At 35.4% G+C, this 19,625-nt stretch carries 21 protein-coding genes; 6 read left to right on the top strand and 15 right to left on the bottom strand.

All coding sequences use genetic code 11. The features are described from left to right. The first annotated feature begins 41 nt into the window (after positions 1 to 41). From ACIGAM_RS07600 to ACIGAM_RS07615, 4 genes are all read left to right on the top strand, one after another. A complete protein-coding gene (locus ACIGAM_RS07600) occupies positions 42 to 1,256 on the top strand; it encodes a multidrug effflux MFS transporter (RefSeq protein WP_396510862.1) in 1,215 nt (404 codons plus the stop codon). Between the two features lie 135 nt (positions 1,257 to 1,391). Then, positions 1,392 to 1,826 (top strand): DUF6089 family protein, encoded by a 435-nt coding sequence (locus tag ACIGAM_RS07605; RefSeq protein WP_396510863.1) that lies wholly within the window; start codon positions 1,392 to 1,394, stop codon positions 1,824 to 1,826. Between the two features lie 2 nt (positions 1,827 to 1,828). Beyond that, positions 1,829 to 2,119 (top strand): DUF6089 family protein, encoded by a 291-nt coding sequence (locus ACIGAM_RS07610; RefSeq protein WP_396510864.1) that lies wholly within the window; start codon positions 1,829 to 1,831, stop codon positions 2,117 to 2,119. Positions 2,120 to 2,180: 61 nt separating this feature from the next. Beyond that, complete coding sequence (locus ACIGAM_RS07615) at positions 2,181 to 4,013, top strand: ABC transporter ATP-binding protein (protein WP_396510865.1); 1,833 nt, start codon at positions 2,181 to 2,183, stop codon at positions 4,011 to 4,013. Position 4,014: 1 nt separating this feature from the next. Here the strand turns inward: ACIGAM_RS07615 and ACIGAM_RS07620 are convergent, their stop codons facing one another. From ACIGAM_RS07620 to ACIGAM_RS07660, 9 genes are all read right to left on the bottom strand, one after another. Further along, a complete protein-coding gene (locus tag ACIGAM_RS07620; protein ID WP_396510866.1) occupies positions 4,015 to 4,773 on the bottom strand; it encodes an SDR family oxidoreductase in 759 nt (252 codons plus the stop codon). Between the two features lie 143 nt (positions 4,774 to 4,916). After that, the gene (locus ACIGAM_RS07625; RefSeq protein WP_396510867.1) at positions 4,917 to 5,771 is read right to left on the bottom strand and encodes an aldo/keto reductase; all 855 of its coding nucleotides are present in this window, start codon (positions 5,769 to 5,771) and stop codon (positions 4,917 to 4,919) included. Between the two features lie 162 nt (positions 5,772 to 5,933). Further along, positions 5,934 to 6,071, bottom strand: a complete 138-nt coding sequence (locus ACIGAM_RS07630) for a hypothetical protein (protein WP_396510868.1) — start codon at positions 6,069 to 6,071, stop codon at positions 5,934 to 5,936. Positions 6,072 to 6,099: 28 nt separating this feature from the next. Next, positions 6,100 to 6,258, bottom strand: coding sequence for a lmo0937 family membrane protein (locus ACIGAM_RS07635; protein ID WP_371454984.1), 159 nt, complete (start codon positions 6,256 to 6,258; stop codon positions 6,100 to 6,102). Between the two features lie 85 nt (positions 6,259 to 6,343). Continuing rightward, the gene (locus ACIGAM_RS07640; RefSeq protein ID WP_396510869.1) at positions 6,344 to 7,879 is read right to left on the bottom strand and encodes a cryptochrome/photolyase family protein; all 1,536 of its coding nucleotides are present in this window, start codon (positions 7,877 to 7,879) and stop codon (positions 6,344 to 6,346) included. Between the two features lie 12 nt (positions 7,880 to 7,891). Then, positions 7,892 to 9,190 (bottom strand): DASH family cryptochrome, encoded by a 1,299-nt coding sequence (locus ACIGAM_RS07645; RefSeq protein WP_396510870.1) that lies wholly within the window; start codon positions 9,188 to 9,190, stop codon positions 7,892 to 7,894. After that, the gene (locus tag ACIGAM_RS07650; RefSeq protein WP_396510871.1) at positions 9,187 to 9,330 is read right to left on the bottom strand and encodes a DUF2256 domain-containing protein; all 144 of its coding nucleotides are present in this window, start codon (positions 9,328 to 9,330) and stop codon (positions 9,187 to 9,189) included. The genes ACIGAM_RS07645 and ACIGAM_RS07650 overlap by 4 nt, the downstream gene beginning before the upstream one ends. A 6-nt stretch (positions 9,331 to 9,336) precedes the next feature. Then, positions 9,337 to 9,969: a flavin reductase family protein gene (locus ACIGAM_RS07655; RefSeq protein ID WP_396510872.1), complete on the bottom strand. Its 633-nt coding sequence runs from the start codon at positions 9,967 to 9,969 to the stop codon at positions 9,337 to 9,339. A 95-nt stretch (positions 9,970 to 10,064) separates the two neighbouring features. After that, positions 10,065 to 11,177, bottom strand: a complete 1,113-nt coding sequence (locus ACIGAM_RS07660) for an alkene reductase (protein WP_396510873.1) — start codon at positions 11,175 to 11,177, stop codon at positions 10,065 to 10,067. A 141-nt stretch (positions 11,178 to 11,318) separates the two neighbouring features. Between ACIGAM_RS07660 and ACIGAM_RS07665 the strand changes: the two genes are divergently transcribed. Beyond that, complete coding sequence (locus ACIGAM_RS07665; RefSeq protein ID WP_396510874.1) at positions 11,319 to 12,116, top strand: class I SAM-dependent methyltransferase; 798 nt, start codon at positions 11,319 to 11,321, stop codon at positions 12,114 to 12,116. On the opposite strand, the gene ACIGAM_RS07670 is transcribed toward ACIGAM_RS07665, so the two are convergent. From ACIGAM_RS07670 to ACIGAM_RS07685, 4 genes are all read right to left on the bottom strand, one after another. Further along, entirely contained in the window at positions 12,113 to 12,547 is a 435-nt protein-coding gene (locus ACIGAM_RS07670; RefSeq protein ID WP_396510875.1) for a DUF4174 domain-containing protein, read from the bottom strand. The two genes, ACIGAM_RS07665 and ACIGAM_RS07670, sit on opposite strands and share 4 nt — an antisense overlap. Beyond that, positions 12,547 to 13,128, bottom strand: coding sequence for a peptide-methionine (S)-S-oxide reductase MsrA (gene msrA, locus ACIGAM_RS07675; RefSeq protein WP_396511024.1), 582 nt, complete (start codon positions 13,126 to 13,128; stop codon positions 12,547 to 12,549). The genes ACIGAM_RS07670 and msrA overlap by 1 nt, the downstream gene beginning before the upstream one ends. A gap of 212 nt (positions 13,129 to 13,340) precedes the next feature. Then, positions 13,341 to 14,120 (bottom strand): zinc ribbon domain-containing protein, encoded by a 780-nt coding sequence (locus tag ACIGAM_RS07680; protein WP_028377660.1) that lies wholly within the window; start codon positions 14,118 to 14,120, stop codon positions 13,341 to 13,343. A gap of 1 nt (position 14,121) precedes the next feature. Continuing rightward, complete coding sequence (locus ACIGAM_RS07685) at positions 14,122 to 15,216, bottom strand: Nif3-like dinuclear metal center hexameric protein (protein ID WP_396510876.1); 1,095 nt, start codon at positions 15,214 to 15,216, stop codon at positions 14,122 to 14,124. Positions 15,217 to 15,251: 35 nt separating this feature from the next. Between ACIGAM_RS07685 and lpxK the strand changes: the two genes are divergently transcribed. Further along, a complete protein-coding gene (gene lpxK / locus ACIGAM_RS07690; RefSeq protein ID WP_396510877.1) occupies positions 15,252 to 16,367 on the top strand; it encodes a tetraacyldisaccharide 4'-kinase in 1,116 nt (371 codons plus the stop codon). On the opposite strand, the gene ACIGAM_RS07695 is transcribed toward lpxK, so the two are convergent. Together ACIGAM_RS07695 and gap are read right to left on the bottom strand one after the other, a co-directional pair. Beyond that, positions 16,357 to 18,564: a response regulator gene (locus ACIGAM_RS07695; protein ID WP_396510878.1), complete on the bottom strand. Its 2,208-nt coding sequence runs from the start codon at positions 18,562 to 18,564 to the stop codon at positions 16,357 to 16,359. The two genes, lpxK and ACIGAM_RS07695, sit on opposite strands and share 11 nt — an antisense overlap. Before the next feature lie 56 nt (positions 18,565 to 18,620). Next, positions 18,621 to 19,625, bottom strand: a complete 1,005-nt coding sequence (gene gap / locus ACIGAM_RS07700; RefSeq protein ID WP_396510879.1) for a type I glyceraldehyde-3-phosphate dehydrogenase — start codon at positions 19,623 to 19,625, stop codon at positions 18,621 to 18,623.

The following is a 19,625-nucleotide window of genomic DNA, read 5'->3' on the forward strand; positions in this document are numbered from 1 at the left end:
TTGCAGAATCAAGCTTTAATTTTGCAAACGCAAAGCCTGTTATGACAAAACGCTATACTACATCTTCCCGCAATTTAATTGTTCTCATACTGGGAACACTCATAGCTATAGGTCCTTTTTCTATAGACATGTACTTACCAGGTTTTGAAAACGTGGCATCAGACTTTAATGTAGACATCAGCAAAGTAGGGTACACCCTTACGAGTTATCTTATAGGTATCGCTTTAGGGCAGTTAGCATATGGGCCTTTAATGGATAGATTTGGGAGAAGAAGACCGCTTATAGGAGGACTTATTTTATTTATTATTTCTTCGTTAATATGTGCATTTAGCTGGGAACTCGAGATTCTTGTAATTGCGCGCTTTTTTATGGCATTAGGAGGTTGTGCGGGTATGGTAGCATCTAAAGCGATGGTGCGGGATTTGTTTGAAAAAAAGCAGGTGGCAGATGTGCTATCTACATTAATGTTAATTATGGGGGTAGCTCCTATAATTGCGCCAACTGTAGGAGGTCTTGTAATTGGGGCTTTTGACTGGGAAGCTGTGTTTTTTATATTAGCCGGTTTTGCGGTTTTGATGTTATTATTAATTACCTACATACTTCCTGAAAGTGCAAAACCTAACAAAGGCACCAGTTTACGACCTAAAAAAATTCTTACAGAATACCTGTCTATATTGAAAAATAGAGAATTTTTCATTTTTGCAATGACCCGGGGATTTTCATTAGGGGCTTTATTGAGCTACGTAAGTAGCGCTCCATTTATCTTTATGACATTTTTCGGCTTATCTGAGCAGCAATTTGGGTGGGTTTTTGGCAGCAATGCTTTAGGCTTAATATTAGGTAGTCAAATAAACAGGTTGGCACTTAAAAGGTTTTCACTTTTTAATATCGCCTTGAGTATAAGTATTGCGCTTACATTATTAACCTTTTCTGGTCTTGTAGTAAGTAGTATTGTGGGCGTTCATTTTTGGATTATCTATCCATTTTTATTTATGATGCTTTTCTGTATAGGGTTTCAAAATCCTAATACCACGGCGCTTTCCTTAGACCCTTTTACAATACAAGCGGGTAGTGCATCTGCGCTGGTAGGAAGTATAGGGATGATTTTTGGGTCAATTGCAAGTATTGCGGTTTCACAACTGGTAACTGTAGGAGTAATGCCATTATTATATTTACTCTTTACCTGTGCTTTGTGTAGTATGTTACTTATCTTTTATTACAAACGGAAAATGCTTAAGAGCGCTGTGGAAGCATAACCACATTACTTCACATATTTAAGTATTTTATGTTGAGTTATAATTTTCTCGTAATTTGAGAGTTATACTTAATACTATACAAATTTTACGAATTAACTTCTAAGCTGCCTTTTTGCAAAAAAAAAACTGACTTAAATGAATCTTCGAGTAATTACCTCAATAATTACATTGCTCCTCTTTTTTACTGTTAATGCACAGAAAACGTACGATTTAGGTTTGTATTTGGGTGGTACAAACTATGTAGGAGAGATAGGTAACAAAAGTTACCTGGCTCCTAATAGTGGTTTCTTTGGAGTGCTGGGAAAACTAAATTTTAATGAAAAAATTGCACTTCGCGGAAGCTTTATTTATATGAACCTACACGATAATGACCGTGACGCAAAAGATAATTTCCGCGGAAACGGCAGAGGTAAGAATCTGTATTATTCTTTTGATAATTCTAACTTAGAAGGAACCATTGCTCTAGAGTATACTCCATTTCAATTATTTTCAGATTCTGCATTGCCCATTTCTCCCTATGTTTATGCCGGCTTTTCCGTTTTGTATGGAGTGAATTATATTACCCGTTAAGTGTGGGGAATGAAGATGTAGTAGCCATAGATTATGGAAATAAGACAAAAACAGCAATACCGGTAGCTTTGGGATTAAAGACTTTTGTATCTCCTAAAATCCAGGTGGGTATTGAGTTTGCAATGCATTTAAGTTCTACAGATAATCTAGATGGTACAGAGCCAGAACCTCAGGAGCTTGAAGCTAATCGTATAAGTTACTTTCAGAAAAATGATATTTACAATTATTTGGGCTTCACCCTTACCTATCGCCTTGGCAAAGGAGGCGATAATTATTGCGATTGTAATTTATAATTAAGTATTTTTTAAGCAATCCCGGCTTAATCTTACCACCCGGCAAGAGTATATTTGTGCTATGGCTCGAGGACTCGATAGTATTTCAGATAAGAAAAAAACAAATGTACGGGCGTCGTTTCAGGCACTCCGCTTTATTCCTAGATTTTTTAAAGAAATATGGAATGTTAGTCCGCAATTATTTCTTGTAAATCTTCTATGTCGTCTCATTAATGCATTTGCACCTGTAGTTATTTTATGGGTAGGAAAGCTAATCATAGATGAGATTATTGCTCAGGTTGCAGCTGCCCAGCCAGATTATACCCAGTTATGGAATTATGTAATCCTTGAATTTGTAATCGCTGTTGTTTCAGATATAATAAGTAGAATCATTGCCATTACAGATGGCTTACTGGGCGACAAATACAACATCAGATCATCAGAGACGATGATTCGTAAAACTAGTGAGATCGACATGAGTCAGTTAGAAGACTCAGAATTCTATGATAAACTGGAGCGTGCCAGACAGCAAACGCAAGGTCGTGTAGGTCTTATGAGTAACGCGCTAGGACAAGCACAAAGCGTTATTTCTATAGCTACGCTTATTGCAGGATTAATCTATTTTGAACCCCTGCTAATCGTTTTACTCGCTTTAAGTATCATCCCTTTATTTGTAAATGAAATTAGATTTAGCGGACAGCAATATTCGTTATCAAGAAGCTGGACGACCGAACGTCGCGAGCTTGATTATCTTAGATACATAGGCGCAAATGACAAGACCGCTAAAGAAATTAAACTTTTTGGGCTTACAGACTTTATTGCAAAACGCTTTAGAAACTTAAGTGAGCGTTATTATGATATAAATAAAAGAATTACTGTAAAGCGCAGTGTTTACAGCGCTATCTTTAATATTCTGGGTGTAGTATGTTACTACGGGGCATATATCGTAATTATTAGAAGTGTGCTTGTAGGTGAGATTACTATAGGTGAACTTACCTTCTTATCAGCTTCGTTCAATAGGTTGCGTAATAGCTTGCAAACCTTCTTCTCAAACTTTACACGAATTACAGAAAGCGCTCTGTACCTAAAAGATTATTTCGATTTTGTAGACCTGGTAATTCCAGATAAGGGCAAGGTGTTTTTAGATCTGCCATTAGAAATTAAAAAAGGATTTGAGTTAAAAGATGTTCATTTTGCATATCCCGGTAGTGATACTGAAGTTCTAAAAGGAGTTAGTTTTGAGCTTAAAGCCGGCGAGAAAATGGCTTTTGTAGGACAAAACGGAGCCGGAAAGACAACGCTGATTAAATTAATGCTTCGTTTTTATGAACCTACTCAGGGTGCGATTTTACTAGATGGTATTAATATTAACGAGTACAGTAAAGCTGATTTTCAGCAAATGTTTGGCGTTATTTTTCAGGATTTTTTCAGGTATGAATTTACGCTACGCGAAAACATTGCTGTAGGTGATATACTTGCTGTTACAGATGATAGTCGTATTGAAAACGCGGCACAGCTAAGTCTGGCTACCGAGGTAATCAAAGATTTAAAGAACGGTTATGAAACTCAATTAGGTAAACGATTTAAACAAGGTCAGGAACTTTCTGGAGGCCAGTGGCAAAAAGTAGCTTTAGCACGGGCTTATATGAAAGATGCGCTCGTAATGGTGTTAGATGAGCCTACGTCTGCGCTAGATGCTAAAGCAGAATATGAAGTGTTTGAGCGTTTTATTGATTTAACTAAAGGAAAGACCAGTATCATAATCTCACATCGTTTTAGCACAGTACGAATGGCTGACCGAATTCTGGTTTTAGAAGACGGTCAAATTCTTGAATTAGGTACTCATGAAGAGCTTATGGAAGCTCCTAAACTCTACGCAGAATTATTTGATTTGCAAGCGCAGGGCTATAAATAAACTATAAAGCATTTGCACTTAAACCGCCATCTACTATAATGTTTTGACCAGTTATGTATGAGGCTTTGTCCATTGCTAAAAAAGCAATTGCGCTCGCCATTTCTTCAGGTTCTGCAACGCGATTTAAGGGTGTGCGTTCTATAATTTTTGCAATACGAGAATCGTTTTCTAGTACTTCTGTTGTTAGAGGTGTACGTGTATACCAGGGTGATACGCTGTTAACACGAATATTGTGCTCAGCCCATTCTGAAGCTAAGCTACGGGTTTGCTGCAATAATCCTGATTTTGACATCGCATAAGGAGCGCCGCTTTTTACGTCTTGGCTACCAGCAACAGATGCCACATTTATGACTGAAGCCTTGCCAGATCGTTTTAGCAATGCATAAAATTTGCGGGTTAGTTCAAAAGGAGCAATAAGATTAATTTCAAGAATTTTTCGGTATTCTTCAGGTTCATAATGTGTGGCTTCTTTTCTAATGTTTATACCAGCATTATTTACTAAAATATCAAGACTACCGCTACGTTCAAAAACAAAATCAGTAAGGCGATCCTGATCATCTTCTACGCTTACGTCAGACACAATACCATTACAGATATAACTTTGTTCCTGTAATTCACTTTCAAAATTGTCTATATCTTTCTGACTGCGCGAAGTAAAAATAACTTTTGCTCCTAGGCTTAAAAGTTCCTTTACCGTAGCTCTACCAATACCTTTAGTACCACCAGTTACTAATGCTGTCTTTCCGTCTAAATTCCACATAAAATCAATTTTTGGGGAGTAAAAATACAAAGCTACATTAGAATAACTGTGTATTTTGAGTGTAGATTACTCCTTATTAAACATAAAAAAAGACCGCTGTAAAGCGGTCTTCGTTAATTTTTTTGATTTCATAATTATATACTCTAGAAATCAAAATTATCAGGATTAGGCCCTATGCGCTCATCGCGGTCTAATGCATTTATCTTTTTCATATCTAAATCTGTAAGTTCAAAGTCAAAAACCTCACTATTACTTATGATATGATCTTTTGAAGTAGATTTCGGAATTGTAATAACTCCATTCTGTAAATCCCATCTAATGACAATTTGAGCAGGAGATTTGCCATATTTTTCCCCTAGTTCTTTCAAGGTTTCATTTTCAAAAGCCTTGCCTTGCATTAGGGGTGACCAGGCTTCGTATTGGATATCGTTTTGTTTGCAAAAATCCTGTAGTTCATTTTGAACTAACCACGGGTGAAACTCAAGTTGATCTATCATGGGTTTTATTTCTGCATCTTTCATTAAATCATCTAAATGATGCTTAAGAAAATTACTAACCCCAATAGCTTTTATTTTGCCTTCTTTGTACAATTTTTCAAGAGCTCTCCAGGTATCTTTATACTTTCCTTCTACTGGCCAATGTATAAGATATAAGTCTAAATAATCTGTATCTAAACGTTTTAAAGAGTCATTAAATGCCTGTATCGTCTCATCATAACCTTGATCACTATTCCATACTTTGCTAGTAAGAAAAATATCTTTACGGTCTATTTTACTTTCTTTAATAGCTATACCTACACCTTCTTCATTATCATAGGCTTTTGCAGTATCTATATGACGATAACCCGCTTCTAAAGCCCATTTTACAGCATTAATTACTTCTTCACCGTCATCTGCCTTGTAAACACCTAAACCTATATAGGGCATTTTATAACCGTTATGTAAATTCCAGGTTCCACTTAGATTTTCTATTGTTCTATTATTTTTGTCTGTAATCATAACTTTTATTTTTTTGCTAAATTAAAATACACACTGTGTATTCTAGTAACCTTTAACTCCTATTAACGCTAGAGTGTTAAGAGATTTAAATAGTTATGCGTGACTTTAAGGCAAAAAAAAATCTGTACGTTGTACAGATTTTTTTATTTATTTCGGTTAAGACTAATCTACTGCGTCTTCTACAGCATCTCCTACATCATCAGCAGCGTCTTCAATTTTGTCTCCTGTAGTTTCACGACAACTGTTTAATGTAGTTGCCAATAAACTAGCAGTAAATAGCATTAAAAAAATACGTTTCATAAGTATAGAATTATTGGTTAAAATTCAATTAGAGGCGTCTTCCTGTTGCAAGCTTGTATAATATTGCAATTACGGCAAGAACAAGTAAGATATGAATTAAACTTCCTACAGATTCTGCAAAGCCAAAATACCCCACAAGCCAGCCTATAATAAGGATCACAACGATAAGCCAAATGATATCTTTCATAATAATATAAATATTGGTTAGTGATATAAAAGTAATTTTTTTGAAGAGTATAAAGTATATGCTTAACAGTGAATTAACGGAAGAATTAAAAATTTTGGGGATTATTTATGATATTCTCTGCTCTGTATATAATCTTTTCGAGCTCTGTAGGTTCAATCTTTTCTAATAGCCGTAACATCATTTTCATTCTAAAATTTTCAGCAAAGTGTTCTTTCTTTTTACTCAGAAAGTTCCAGTACAGACTATTAAAGGGACAGGCATCATCTTCGGTTTTGAGATTTACATTGTAATGGCAATCTTTGCAGTAGGTACTCATTTTATTTATATAACTTCCACTAGATATATAAGGTTTTGTAGCAACAATACCGCCATCTGCAAACTGACTCATACCGCGAGTATTTGTAATTTCTACCCATTCAATTGCATCAATATAAATACCCAAATACCAGGCGTCAACTTCATCAGGATGTGTCTGAGTGAGCAACGCGTAATTGCCCGTAATCATTAATCGCTGTATATGATGTGCGTAGGCGTGATCTAGACTTTGCTTTATACTGTGGTGCAAACAATTCATTTTAGTGTCTGCGGTCCAATAAAAATCTGGTAGCTTATTTTGATTATCGAGCTTGTTTTTTGTAGCGTACTCGGGCATTTTCATCCAATAAATACCGCGCATATATTCGCGCCAGCCTAAAATTTGACGTACAAAACCTTCTACCTGACTAATGTCTATATCATCTTTGTGCTCTCGCCAATGCTCAATAACCTTCTCAATTACTTCTAACGGATCTAAAAGTTTACTATTTAACGCAAAACTAAGTCTACTATGAAATAGATAGGCTTCATTAGGAGCCATTGCGTCTTGATAGTCGCCAAAATATTTTAATAAATTTTCGCAGAAATAATTAAGTACGCTTAAAGCGTCTGGTCGTGAAGTGGGCCAGTTAAAATTAGTTTCTTCAACGGTTCCCAATGTTTTCACTTCAGCCTTTGTAATACGTTTTACAGTTTGGGAAACATCTTTTCTAAAGCCACGCTCGTTCGGAATTTCAGGTTCACCTTTCCATTTATTACGATTACTTTGGTCAAAATTCCATTTACCGCCTTCAGGGTCTTTTCCTGTTATCATTAAAATGGAATACTTCTTACGCATATCACGATAGAAATATTCCATCGTAAAAGTTTTTTTTCCTTTAAAGAATTGTTCGAGATCTGTGCGGGAGGTTAAGAAATGCTCTGTGTTAAAAGCTTCTGATTCTATACTGAGTTCTGAAGCAATTTTTGTGAGTTGTTGATCTAGTCTATATTCATCCGGTAGTTGATACTCAAACTTATCTATTTTATGAGCTTTAATCAGTGCTTGAATATTTTTTGATAAGTCTTGAGAATTGTCGGGGTGATCTATTTTGTAGAAAATGACTAGATTACCTCGTTCTTCAAGCCAATCTGCAAAATTGCGCATCGACTCAAAAAAAGCAATAACTTTTTGAATATGATGGGTGACATAATCTGTTTCCTGGCGCATTTCGGCCATAAAATAAATCACATCTTTAGAATCGTCTTTGTACCACGAGTGTTTGTGGTTAAGTTGATCGCCTAAAACTAAACGTAGTTTTTTCAAAATAGATTTTTATTAATCAAATAAGCTGTTTTGCAGCCATAGCCTGGTGAATGTTCCAGATTCGTCATAGCGCTCTGCCTGACTTTTTATATTAAAAATGCGGTCTCGAGGGTCATTGCCTACGCCGCTATTATAAATCCAGTTCCCATAATTGCTGTGAACATCATAATCTATGAGCAGGCTTTCAAAATAGGCTGCCCCAATACGCCAATCTTGTTTTGACTCTTTGGCCCAGAAACTCGCAACGTTTTGTCTTCCGCGGTTACTCATCCATCCAGTATTGCTGAGTTCAAGCATATTTGCATTGACAAAATCATATTTTGTAGTACCGTTAATCCAGTTTTTGCGAGTATGTTCATTTGTATCCCAATCATAATTTGCATTTAAAATACCACCTATTTTAAATATCTTATCGCCGTGTTTTAAAGATACATATTTGAAAAAATCTCTCCATATAAGTTCAAAAATGAGCCAGTATGTACTGTCGTTTTTAGTCTCATTTTTTTCAAATTGTTGAACTTCCCAATAGATCATACGTGCTGAAACACTTCCGTTAGCTAACCAGGCAGAAAGTTTTGAGCTGTAATCTTTACCCACTAATCCGTTACGGGTTTTTTTATAATACTGAAGTTTTTTAGTATCCCAGAAGTATTCTTGTAGTCTTAGATTTGCCTGATTTTCTCCACCTTTGAAGGGAAAAGCGGTTCGTTTATCAATTTTAAATTCTGATAAACCCAAATCGTGTAAAGAGGAGATTTGCGTAGATTGAGAAATTAGATTTTCAGCTGGGAAAGCATCTAATTTATTAAGAGGAGGTCGCACATTTACTTGCTTTTCGCAGTACTTTCTGAAGTTTGTAAATACCTTAGGGATTTCAGAATAGTCTGAATAGGGTAGGTCTTCAGGATGCCATAAAAATTGATCAAAATTTTCTATATACAATACATCATCTGGGCAATTTATTTTAACATCTTCAATTGTATTACGCTCTTCAAACGTCCATTCTTTTTGAAAATAAATTCGTCCTACCTGATAATTTTTCACAAGTTTGGGAATAGCAATCTTAGGCTCTTCATTGTAAACAAAAAGAGTAATATTTAATTTCTGTAAATTTTCTCTTAATTCACTAACTGTTTCAATAAGGAATTGAGCTCTATACTTTTCAGTCTTCTTAAAGCCAAAACGATCTTTTTTAAACTGTTTGGGATCAAAACAGTATATAGCAATTGTGGTTTTTTTAGTTTTAGAAGCAAGTGATAGACCTGTATGGTCTATCGTTCTAAGATCGTTTTTAAACCAAATTAAATTCATTTTTCAGTTTTATTACGGCGGCATCGTTCACTACAGTATTTAACCTCTTCCCAACTTGCCTGCCATTTTTTTCGCCAGGAAAAAGGCCTTTTACAGACTAAACATATTTTTTCTGGTAGATTAGCTTTTTTATGAGCCATCCTAATTTATAAAGTTTTTAAAGATTCGCCGGGCTTTGCATACGAAAAGCGATTTAAGATTTGCGGTAAGGCATAACCATCAAGGCCATCAATACAAACAGTTTGTGCCCGTTCTAGATTTAACCAGCCGTCATCATCTTGTATTTCTTTATCGACATAAATGTGCTTGATCTTTCCTATAACAAAGATGCAGTCATTTTCTTTGATGAAATATTCATTCTCATATTCACATCCTAGTTTTATGCGACTCTGCTTGACGTAAGGAGCTTTAAAATCATCTAAAATCTCCTCCCCTAGAAGTGTTTCCTTGAATTCTGAAACGGTACCAGCGTATTTTGCAGAAGTTTGATGCGCTTCTCGTATAAAATTCTGATTTACATGATTCACCGTAAATATTCCAGATTTTTTGATGTTGTCGTAGGTATTACGTTCTACAGTAGTAGGTCTTAGAATAAAGCCTAATAAAGGAGGATTACTTCCCAGATGTGTTACCGAGCTAAATATAGCGACGTTTGTAATGCCATCTTTAGAAATTGTACCGAGTAAGTTTGCTGACTTAAAGCCGGTACAACTATTTATAAAATGCGCTCTATATCTAGAAGGCATTTCTTCTATCGTTTGTGCTGTATAATGTTTCATAAAAAAAGGGTAAGTAAAACTTACCCTAAATTTAATTTTTGTCTAACTATAACGCTGTTAACATTAAACAAAATAACATAACTTTTTGATTTGCTTTAAGCCTCTTGAGCCTCTTCAGCGTAAGTTGGGTAATCTATATACCCTTTAGCTCCTTGAGAATAGAATGTGTCGTTATCCCATTCTGCCATAGGTGCATTGATAGCAAAACGCTCTGCAAGATCAGGATTTGAGATATAGAGTTTTCCAAAAGCAACTAAATCTGCATTACCTTCTTTAATCACTTCATTTCCTTTTTCTTGAGTGAAGCCACCATTAATCATTAAATTTCCTTTGTAGATAGGTCTGTATCTTTTTGCGATTTCCGTTTCTAAAAAATCAATCTCGCTAACATCTGTAAATGGTTCAGAGAGGTGTAAATACGATAAGTCGTAGTTATTTAAACGCTCAATAATGTGGTCAAATGTAGGTATCGTATCTTCTGTAGCTTCAATACCAAAAACACCATTTAAAGATGGGTTTAAACGAATACCAATTTTATTTTCTGGTACAACTTCTTTGACCTTATCTAATGTTTCAAAGAAAAAGCGCACTCGGTTTTCTATGTTTCCGCCGTAATTATCGGTACGTAAATTTGCTTTTTTATTAAAAAACTGATGAAATAAATATCCGTTAGAACTGTGTATTTCAATACCGTCAAAACCTGCTTCTAATGCATTTTTTGCAGCATCTACAAACTCTTGCTGTGTTTCTTCAATCTCAGCTAAAGTCATTTCTTTTGGCGCTACAGTATCTTTAAATCCGTCTGAAGTATACGCTTGAGCGTTAGGGTTAACGGAACTTGGCGCCAACGGTTTATCACCATTGTGAAAGTCAGGATGTGACATACGACCTACGTGCCATAGTTGTATAAAAATTTTTCCATCTTCTGCATGAACGGCATCCACAACTTTTTTCCAGCCTTCTATTTGTTCTGCAGTATGTATACCCGCAGTGTGAATGTATCCTACTGCACGTTTAGATACCTGTGAGCCTTCGGTAATGATTAATCCTGCCCCGGCTCTTTGAGTATAATATTTTACATGCAAATCTGTAGGTACATTACCAGCATTATCTGCGCGACTGCGTGTCATAGGAGCCATAACTACTCTATTTTTTAGCGTAATATCTCCTAAAACAAATGATTCTAATAAAGGTTGATCAGTTTTCATAATTTTTCTTTTTCAATTTTAAATAAAAATATAGATCTCTGGCTTATACAAGGTTGATCTATGTTATTAAATTATATTCTTAGTATATTAGTCAATGAAATTACGGTAGCCTAACCAAGACTCCTGTTAAACGTTTTATAAATGAATACATATGAATCCTATTTTAATGTTAACAAAGCAACGTGGGATTTAAAGGCATGCTACCACGCAGCCAGTGCTTTTTATGATTTAGAAGCTTTTAAAAGTGGAAAGTCTAGTCTCAATTCATACGAGTTAGGTGCATTAGCTGATGTGGCTGGTAAGTCGCTTTTACATTTACAATGCCATTTTGGACAAGATACCTTGAGCTGGAGTAGGCTGGGGGCAGCCTGTGTGGGAATCGATTTTTCTGCTAAAGCTATTGAAATAGCAGAAAATTTAAATGATGAATTGGCGCTAGATGCACGTTTTTTATGCGGAAACGTTTTGGATACTGCTCAGCTGGTTAATATGAAATTTGATATTGTTTATACCAGTTATGGTGTAGTGGGGTGGTTACCAGATTTGAAGCCCTGGGCGGCTATGATTGCTAAATGTTTAAAACCGGGAGGCACTTTTTATATGGTTGAATTTCACCCACTAGTGTGGATGTTTGATTATACAAAACAACCTGCTGTTTTAAAATATGCTTATAATGAAACTCAAATGATTTATGAAGAATACAAGGGCACGTATGCAGAGCCTGAAGCACCTATGATAAGTAAAGAGTGCACCTGGAATCACGGGTTGGGAACTGTAGTTAATGCATTAATTGAGGCGGGTTTAAAAATAGACTTCTTAAACGAGCATGACGCATCACCCTATAATATTTTACCAGAACTCATAAGAACAGAATCTGGCTTTGAAACTAAAGACAAATTATATCCGCTTATTTATGAGTTGAAAGCGACTGCTAATTAATCGTCTATATTTTGTCTCATTTCGCGCTGGCGCATTGGCATTTGATCTATTACCTCAAAAATTGTACGGGGCTCAATATTATATGTTTTTTGAAACTTCACCCCTCCGTCTTTTCCTATTAGTGTGATGCCTTCAAAAGCCACAGGAATCTTATAGTTTTTTCGAAGGGGGGCGATTAAATAGGAGGTAACCACTTTTAATGCTCTATCGTAAATTCTACCTTTAGAAAGAGCAAACAAGATAATATTGCGATCATCTAGTTTTTTTGAACTTGCCTTAAAAAGCTCCCACTGTTTTTTAAAATTTTCATTTTGAAGACTTGTAGTAGAAAAAACCAAGATACGATTTCGTGATTTATACTTTGAGAAATCCTCTTGAGCTGTTGCTGATAGTGCAAACAAGAATAATGGTAAAAAAGCGGCTTTGGTCATTAGTATGCGGTATTTTCTTTTAATAATTCAGGATATTTCTTTTTAAAATTATTTAGTCTGGGTATTGAAACTCCCACGATATACGGGTCATTTGGGTGATTAAGTTCATAATCCTGATGATAATTTTCCGCTTTCCAGAATTTTTGAAAAGGCATTACCTGAGTTGTAATTTTACCATCGTAAAATTGTTCATTTAGCTTTTTTATAGTGTTTTCTAGAATAGTATGTTGATCCTCATTTTGATAAAAAGCAATAGATCTGTATTGGCGACCGCGATCAGGACCTTGTCTATTTAAAGTCGTAGGGTCTTGCGATGCAAAAAACACATTAACTAGCGTTTGATAAGAAATTACTTGCGGATTATAAAATACTTCAACAGCTTCTGCATGATTGGTTTTGCCATAGCTTACCTGTTCATATGTTGGATTCTTTTCACTTCCACCACTATAACCGCTTACCACTTCTTCAACACCTTTTACGCTTTCAAATACAGCTTCAACGCACCAGAAACAACCACTGGCAAAATAAGCGCGTTCAAAGCTATCTACAGCTTGAGTTTGTACAGGATCTTTTTGCATCATTAGCGCATCGTGATCTGTAGTATCTGAATTTTTACACGAGATACATAGAAGGAGAAGGAGAAAGAACGATGATAAAATCTTCATAACCTTATTTTTAAATAAAATTAGAGGAATCTTAAAGACGCTCTTGCTAATACCTTGTTAAACTCTAGTTTAGGGTATAAAAAAAGCCTCGTAGAAACGAGGCTTTTAAAGTAATATATGTTGAGATCTTATATTTTAGAGAAGATCGCTTCCATTTTTTCTTGTTCTTCGCGTGCTAATTCTTCATCTACAAGAATTCTACCGCTATGCTCATCTGTGATAATTTTCTTGCGACCAGCGATTTCTACTTGAACTTGTGGAGGAATAGTAAAGAAAGATCCTCCAGATGCACCGCGCTCAATTGCAACAATAGCAAGGCCATTGCGTACGTTTGATCGAATACGATTGTATGCTTTTACAAGACGCTCATCTATAGAATTTTCAAAAGCTTCACTCTGAGATAAAAGAGCTTGCTCTTCTTTTTCAGTTTCTGCTAAAATTGCATCAAGTTCTTGTTTTTTGTGTTTTAAGTGCTTTTGGCGCTCTCCAACACGTTCTTTAGTCTGATCAATAACAGCATTTTTTTGCTCAATTTGAGCACGGTATTCTCTAATATTTTTTTCAGCTAATTGAATTTCTAATTCTTGAAACTCAATCTCTTTACTTAAAGAATTGTATTCTCTGTTATTGCGCACATTCTTTTGCTGCTCAGTATATTTCTTAATTGAAGCTTTTGATTCATCAATAAGAATTTTCTTAGCTTTAATCTGATCATCGATTAAACCAAGTTCACCTCCTAGTTTTTCAAGTCGGGTATTTAATCCTGCAACTTCATCTTCAAGATCTTCTACTTCTAAAGGAAGCTCACCACGCACATTGCGAATGGTATCAACACGAGAATGTATCAGTTGCAAATCATATAATGCTCTGAGTTTTTCTTCAACGGTAGCTTCGGTCTTTTTTGCCATATTATAAATACTTAATAGGATTGGTGTTTTCGTCTTCTAAAACGACTGCAAAATTAGTAAATTTTTTCGTAAGAAAGTCAGTAAGAATATTTTTTGTGAATTGCTCACTTTCATAGTGACCTATATCTACCAGTATAAGTTTATTTTCAGCTTGATAAAACTGATGGTATTTTAAATCTGCGGTGATCAAAGCGTCTGCTCCAGAGCTAATTGCAGCATCTATGGCAAAACTTCCGCTTCCACCTAAAACAGCTACTTTTTTAATGGGTTTGTCGAGCAGCATCGAGTGGCGTACCCCTTTTGCATTGAAGTTTTTTGAGACTAATTGTAAAAAAGGCAATGCATTCATCGCTTCAGGAAGTTCGCCAAGCATCCCCATTCCTATATTTTGATTGGAATTATCTAGCGTGGTGATTTCATAAGCGACTTCCTCATAAGAATGTGCATTAAAAAGGGTCTGGAGTATTTTTGATTCTAAACGCGCCTCAAAAGTTACGTGAAGTTGAATTTCATTCTCTTTTTGAAACTCACCACGTTTACCCTTTGTAGGATTGCTATTTGCATTACCTGTAAATGTTCCAAACCCTAAGGTATTAAAACTACAGGATTCGTAATTGCCAATATTACCTGCACCGGCATCAAACAATGCATTACGTACGTGTTCAATTTCCGCTTCGGGGACGTAGGTTGTTAGTTTTTTAATAACACCTTTTTTAGGGATAAGAATTTTTCTATTAATAAGATTTAAAGCGTCACACATACCTTTACTAACGCCGTGGGGCATATTATCTAAAGCTGTGTGAATCGCATAAATAGCGATATCATTTTTTATAGCTTTTAAAACTACACGCTCCACATAATTTTTACCCGTTATTTTTTTTAATCCGCTAAAAACAATAGGATGAAAACTTACAATAAGGTTGCAATTTTTAGCAATTGCAGTATCTACCGTTTTTTCAAGGGTATCTAGCGCCACTAAAATACCGGTAACTTCTTTATTCTTATCTCCTAGAAGAAGTCCTACATTGTCAAAATCTTCGGCATAAGCCAGAGGTGCAAACTCTTCTAAGGCTTCAATAACTTCGTTAATTATCATAATATATTAAACTGTAAAATTCTTTTTAAGACGTTGTGCTGAAAGTAGTTTGTTATCAAACAATTCTGTGGAAAAACAACAGAGTAACTCAGCCTGTGGTGCGTAAATATAAAAATTATAACTTCGAGCCTGTGAAGAATGCTCGTAAAATACTTTGGCCATTTGCTGTACCCTATGACGGCGTTACGCGTTTGCGGAACTATCTTTTTGACAACTCTTTTTTTGATTCTAAATCCTATGATTTTCCGATTATAGGTATAGGTAATCTATCTACAGGAGGCACTGGGAAATCACCCATGACAGAGTATGTGGTTTCTTTATTGAAAGATACATACTGTACTGCAACACTTAGCAGAGGATACGGCAGAAATACTAAGGGTTATCTTGAGGTGACATCAAACTTAAAAGCTACAGATACGGGAGACGAACCTTTGCAATTTGCCAGAAAGTTTAGAGATGTACGTGTTGCTGTTTGTGAAGACCGTGTTATAGGTATTTCAAAATTACGAGATACAGTACCACTACCCGAATTAATTGTCTTAGATGACGTCTATCAACACCGTAAGGTAAAGCCGGGTTTGCTTATTTTACTTACCGCCCTTGATGATTTATTTTACGATGATTTCGTTTTACCCGCAGGCAATTTAAGAGAAAGCAGGCAAGGAGCAGATAGAGCAGATTGTGTTGTGGTGACTAAATGTCCTCAAAATTTGTCAATTGAAAAGCAACAGGAAATACAAAAGAAGATTTCAAAATATACTGATGCTACCGTTTATTTTGCAACTATAAACTACGGAAAGCCACAATCTAAAACAGGTGTTGTAAGGTGGGATGTGTTTAATAAAAAACAAATAACAGTAGTTACGGGTATTGCTAAACCTAAACCTTTTTTGAAGTATTTAGATAAGGAGTACTTAAGCTACACCCATCTTCAATTTGCAGACCATCATAATTTTTCTGATGACGAACTCAAAAAACTTGATGAGTATCCTGTTATTCTTACAACCGAAAAGGATTTTGTGCGACTTAATGGAAAACTGAATAAAGCAGCTCTATTTTACATCCCCATTACTTTTAATTTTCATAGAAATACGGAAGAATTTAATCGTCTTATTCTAAACTTCGCACAATCAAATTCAGTTAGAGAATAACATTTTTACGCTTTAATGCATTGTGTATTTTAGAGAAGAATTCTTCAATTTTATAAGGCTTTGGGATGATGTCATTAAATCCAGCAAGATAGAAATCGTCTATATTTTCATCTATAGTTACAGCGGTTAAGGCGAGAATAGGAAGGTCTTTATTAAACTCTCTAATTTTTTCGGTTGCTTCTATACCGCTAATTCCCGGCATGTGAATATCCATAAGAACAAGGTCATAAGTTTCAAATCTTACTTTTTCTATGGCAATCTCTCCGTTGTCTGCAACGTCACATTCCATAAAATTCTTTTCTAAGATTTTACGGGTGATCATTTGATTAATTTTATTGTCTTCTACAACGAGGATTTTTCTTCCTTTTAAAGATTCATAATCAATCTCGTATACGCGTTCTTCGGGTTCTTTGTCTTTACTCAATGGTAGGGCATATTTAATATCAAAGAAAAATTTTGATCCTTTTCCTAGTGTACTTTCCAGTTCAATTTTACTCTTCTGTAAGTTTAATAAACGTTTTACAATAGAGAGACCTAAGCCGGTACCACCAAATTTCCTGTTAATTTGAACAGAACCCTGTGTAAAGTTTTGAAAGATGTCTTTTTGTTTTTTCTTACTTATACCTTCACCGGTATCTTCAATTTCAAAATGAAGATAGGTTTGCGTTTCATTCTTGCTAATTTGGTTTATTCTAACAAAAATACTGCCGTCACGAGTAAATTTGTTTCCGTTACCAATTAGATTTATTAGAATTTGAGACATCATAAGTGGATCACCTACAATTTGTTCTGGGATTGCATTATCGTATTCTAATATAAGTTTATTGCCTTTCTCCTGAGCAGATCTTTCTAAGGCAAACAGCACATCATCTACACGCTTACGCAGGTTAAATGTCGCTTTTTCTACTTCTACCTTATCAGCTTCAAGTTTGTTGAGATCAAGAATATTATTTATAAGTGAGAGTAAATACTCACCAGAAAATTTAAGAGAATCTAAATGTTTCTTTTGCTCATCTGTAGGATTTTCACTTAATAATAAGTGGGTCAAACCTGTTACAGCGTACATAGGTGTTCGCAGCTCGTGTGTAATTGTAGATAAGAATTGTGCCTTTACAACAGAAGCTTTTTCTGCATTTTCCTTAGCAATAATTAATTCTGCATTTTTAGCTTGTAGTAATTCGTTTGCTTTAGCTCTAAGATTGTTGTTTTTATAAAGCGATAGCGCCAGAAGGCAGAGTATAGTAAATAGAGCAATAATTAAAACTGTGGTAATTTTATTGGCTTGTACTAGCCTTGCTGGGTTATAATCTGCAGGATCTATCTCAGATAAAAGCGCGTTGCGTATAGTTAAGGCTTTTGTATTTGAGCCATTATCACCAAAGTAGGTCTGGCGTTTCTGATTGTAAGTATTTAGATAGGTAAAAGCCTTCTCGTAGTCTTTAGAATTGCTGTAAATAGTGCTAAGGAGTGCTAGGGCATCAAGCTCTATCTGCGGAAAATTATTGCTTATACTTAATTCGTGAGCTTTTTTAGCATAATCTAAACTTTTCTCTGTAGATAAGAGACTTTCGTATGCCCGCGAACTTTGAATGTAAATACGCGCAATTACAAAGTAATTTTTTTTCTTTTGATCTAGAAGCAATGCGAGTGCATTCTCATATTTCGGTAATGCTTCTTCCGGTTTTTTTAATTCTTGCAAAATGTTACCATGATAGAGATAGGCTGAAGCGAGATCGTCTGTAACTCCTTTGTCACGAGAACCTATTAAGATAGTTTCTGCTTGTTGTAAAAAGGGCAAGGCCCGCTGCGAATCGTCAGTTTTAATTAGAATTTGAGAATAATATAAGTAGTCTTTACCTAACTGATCTGTCTCTTTAAGTTCTTGATGAGTAATAATCGCATCTCTGATTTCGATATTAGCTTTGTCAAACTCTCCCTGTTTTAAATATACATTGCTAAGGAGCTGACTGGCAGTAGCAGCTCTACTTTTATTATCAATCTTTTGCGCAAGATATCGAGCTTCTTCTAGCTTCTTAACAGATTCAGTAAAATTTGAAGCTCCAATAAGGTTTACGGCATCAATTATGAGTGAATCAATTTTAATATTGCGCTCGTTCTCATTATTACTTGGTCTCTGACCAAAGCAAATAACAGAGAACAACAGAAAGATGACAAGTAGTCTTTTGTCGAAAAACATTTTTTTCTTCATTGAGCTACTAATATAGGCACTTTGGCAAAATTAGGAACGTACTTTTAAGATTTTCGTGAGATTTTAATAATTAAATCTATAATTCGGGCAGAGTAGCCCGTTTCGTTGTCATACCAGCCTATTAATTTGACTAAATTACCAATTACAGAAGTCATTTGTGAATCAAGAATGCAGGAATTTTCGTTACCTACAATGTCTATAGATACTAAAGGTATCGTTGTATACTCTAAAATCCCTTTTAAATACGTATTTGATGCTTTTTTAAATGCTTCATTAATTTCCTCAATTGTTGTGTCTCTGGCAACATTAAGGGTTACATCTGTTAAAGATCCGTTAGGCACCGGTACCCGAATACCGCATCCTCCAATTACATTAGAAAGTTCTGGAAAAATCTTTGTAAGCGCCTTTGCAGCTCCTGTAGTGGTAGGTACTATAGACTGGCCTGCGGCACGAGATCTTCTCAAATCTGGATGTGGTTGATCGTGTAGACTCTGATCTGTAGTATAGGAGTGTACCGTGGTAATGTACGCTTGCTTAACGCCGCATAGATCATTTACCACTTTTATCATAGGAGCCGCGTTATTTGTGGTGCAACTTGCATTAGAAATAATCAACTCGTCTCCCGTGATTAGATTGTCATTAACGCCTAAAACTATTGTCTTAATACGGTCGTCTACTGCCGGGACACTTAAAATAACTTTGGGAGCACCTGCTTTAAGATGGCCTTCAAGTAAATCGTAAGTTTTAAACTTACCCGTACTTTCAACTACAATATCAAGATTGTAAGAAGACCAGGGTATACTTACCGGATCACTAAATTGATAAAGACCTATTTCTTTATCATCAACCCTTAACTTTCCACTAGAAAATGAAATGTCTCTTTTGAAAATTCCGTGGATACTATCATATTTTAATAAGTGCGCTAAAGTTGCGCCATCTGCACGGTCATTTATTGCTACAATCTCTATTAGCGGGTGATCGTATAATAAACGGAACAGTCTTCGACCAATACGGCCAAAACCATTGATTCCAATTTTAATTTTAGACAT

The sequence above is a fragment of the Leeuwenhoekiella sp. NPDC079379 genome (assembly GCF_044542075.1).
GTDB lineage: Bacteria > Bacteroidota > Bacteroidia > Flavobacteriales > Flavobacteriaceae > Leeuwenhoekiella.

Excerpts from the sequence above, each read along its gene's own strand:
- ACIGAM_RS07600 (WP_396510862.1), top strand. The coding sequence starts at position 42 with ATGACAAAACGCTATACTACATCTTCCCGCAATTTAATTGTTCTCATA.
- ACIGAM_RS07605 (WP_396510863.1), top strand. The coding sequence starts at position 1,392 with ATGAATCTTCGAGTAATTACCTCAATAATTACATTGCTCCTCTTTTTT.
- ACIGAM_RS07615 (WP_396510865.1), top strand. The coding sequence starts at position 2,181 with ATGGCTCGAGGACTCGATAGTATTTCAGATAAGAAAAAAACAAATGTA.
- ACIGAM_RS07620 (WP_396510866.1), bottom strand. The coding sequence starts at position 4,773 with ATGTGGAATTTAGACGGAAAGACAGCATTAGTAACTGGTGGTACTAAA.
- ACIGAM_RS07625 (WP_396510867.1), bottom strand. The coding sequence starts at position 5,771 with ATGATTACAGACAAAAATAATAGAACAATAGAAAATCTAAGTGGAACC.
- ACIGAM_RS07630 (WP_396510868.1), bottom strand. The coding sequence starts at position 6,071 with ATGAAACGTATTTTTTTAATGCTATTTACTGCTAGTTTATTGGCAACT.
- ACIGAM_RS07635 (WP_371454984.1), bottom strand. The coding sequence starts at position 6,258 with ATGAAAGATATCATTTGGCTTATCGTTGTGATCCTTATTATAGGCTGG.
- ACIGAM_RS07645 (WP_396510870.1), bottom strand. The coding sequence starts at position 9,190 with ATGAATTTAATTTGGTTTAAAAACGATCTTAGAACGATAGACCATACA.
- ACIGAM_RS07650 (WP_396510871.1), bottom strand. The coding sequence starts at position 9,330 with ATGGCTCATAAAAAAGCTAATCTACCAGAAAAAATATGTTTAGTCTGT.
- ACIGAM_RS07655 (WP_396510872.1), bottom strand. The coding sequence starts at position 9,969 with ATGAAACATTATACAGCACAAACGATAGAAGAAATGCCTTCTAGATAT.
- ACIGAM_RS07660 (WP_396510873.1), bottom strand. The coding sequence starts at position 11,177 with ATGAAAACTGATCAACCTTTATTAGAATCATTTGTTTTAGGAGATATT.
- ACIGAM_RS07665 (WP_396510874.1), top strand. The coding sequence starts at position 11,319 with ATGAATACATATGAATCCTATTTTAATGTTAACAAAGCAACGTGGGAT.
- ACIGAM_RS07670 (WP_396510875.1), bottom strand. The coding sequence starts at position 12,547 with ATGACCAAAGCCGCTTTTTTACCATTATTCTTGTTTGCACTATCAGCA.
- msrA (WP_396511024.1), bottom strand. The coding sequence starts at position 13,128 with ATGATGCAAAAAGATCCTGTACAAACTCAAGCTGTAGATAGCTTTGAA.
- ACIGAM_RS07680 (WP_028377660.1), bottom strand. The coding sequence starts at position 14,120 with ATGGCAAAAAAGACCGAAGCTACCGTTGAAGAAAAACTCAGAGCATTA.
- ACIGAM_RS07685 (WP_396510876.1), bottom strand. The coding sequence starts at position 15,216 with ATGATAATTAACGAAGTTATTGAAGCCTTAGAAGAGTTTGCACCTCTG.
- ACIGAM_RS07695 (WP_396510878.1), bottom strand. The coding sequence starts at position 18,564 with ATGTTTTTCGACAAAAGACTACTTGTCATCTTTCTGTTGTTCTCTGTT.
- gap (WP_396510879.1), bottom strand. The coding sequence starts at position 19,625 with ATGTCTAAAATTAAAATTGGAATCAATGGTTTTGGCCGTATTGGTCGA.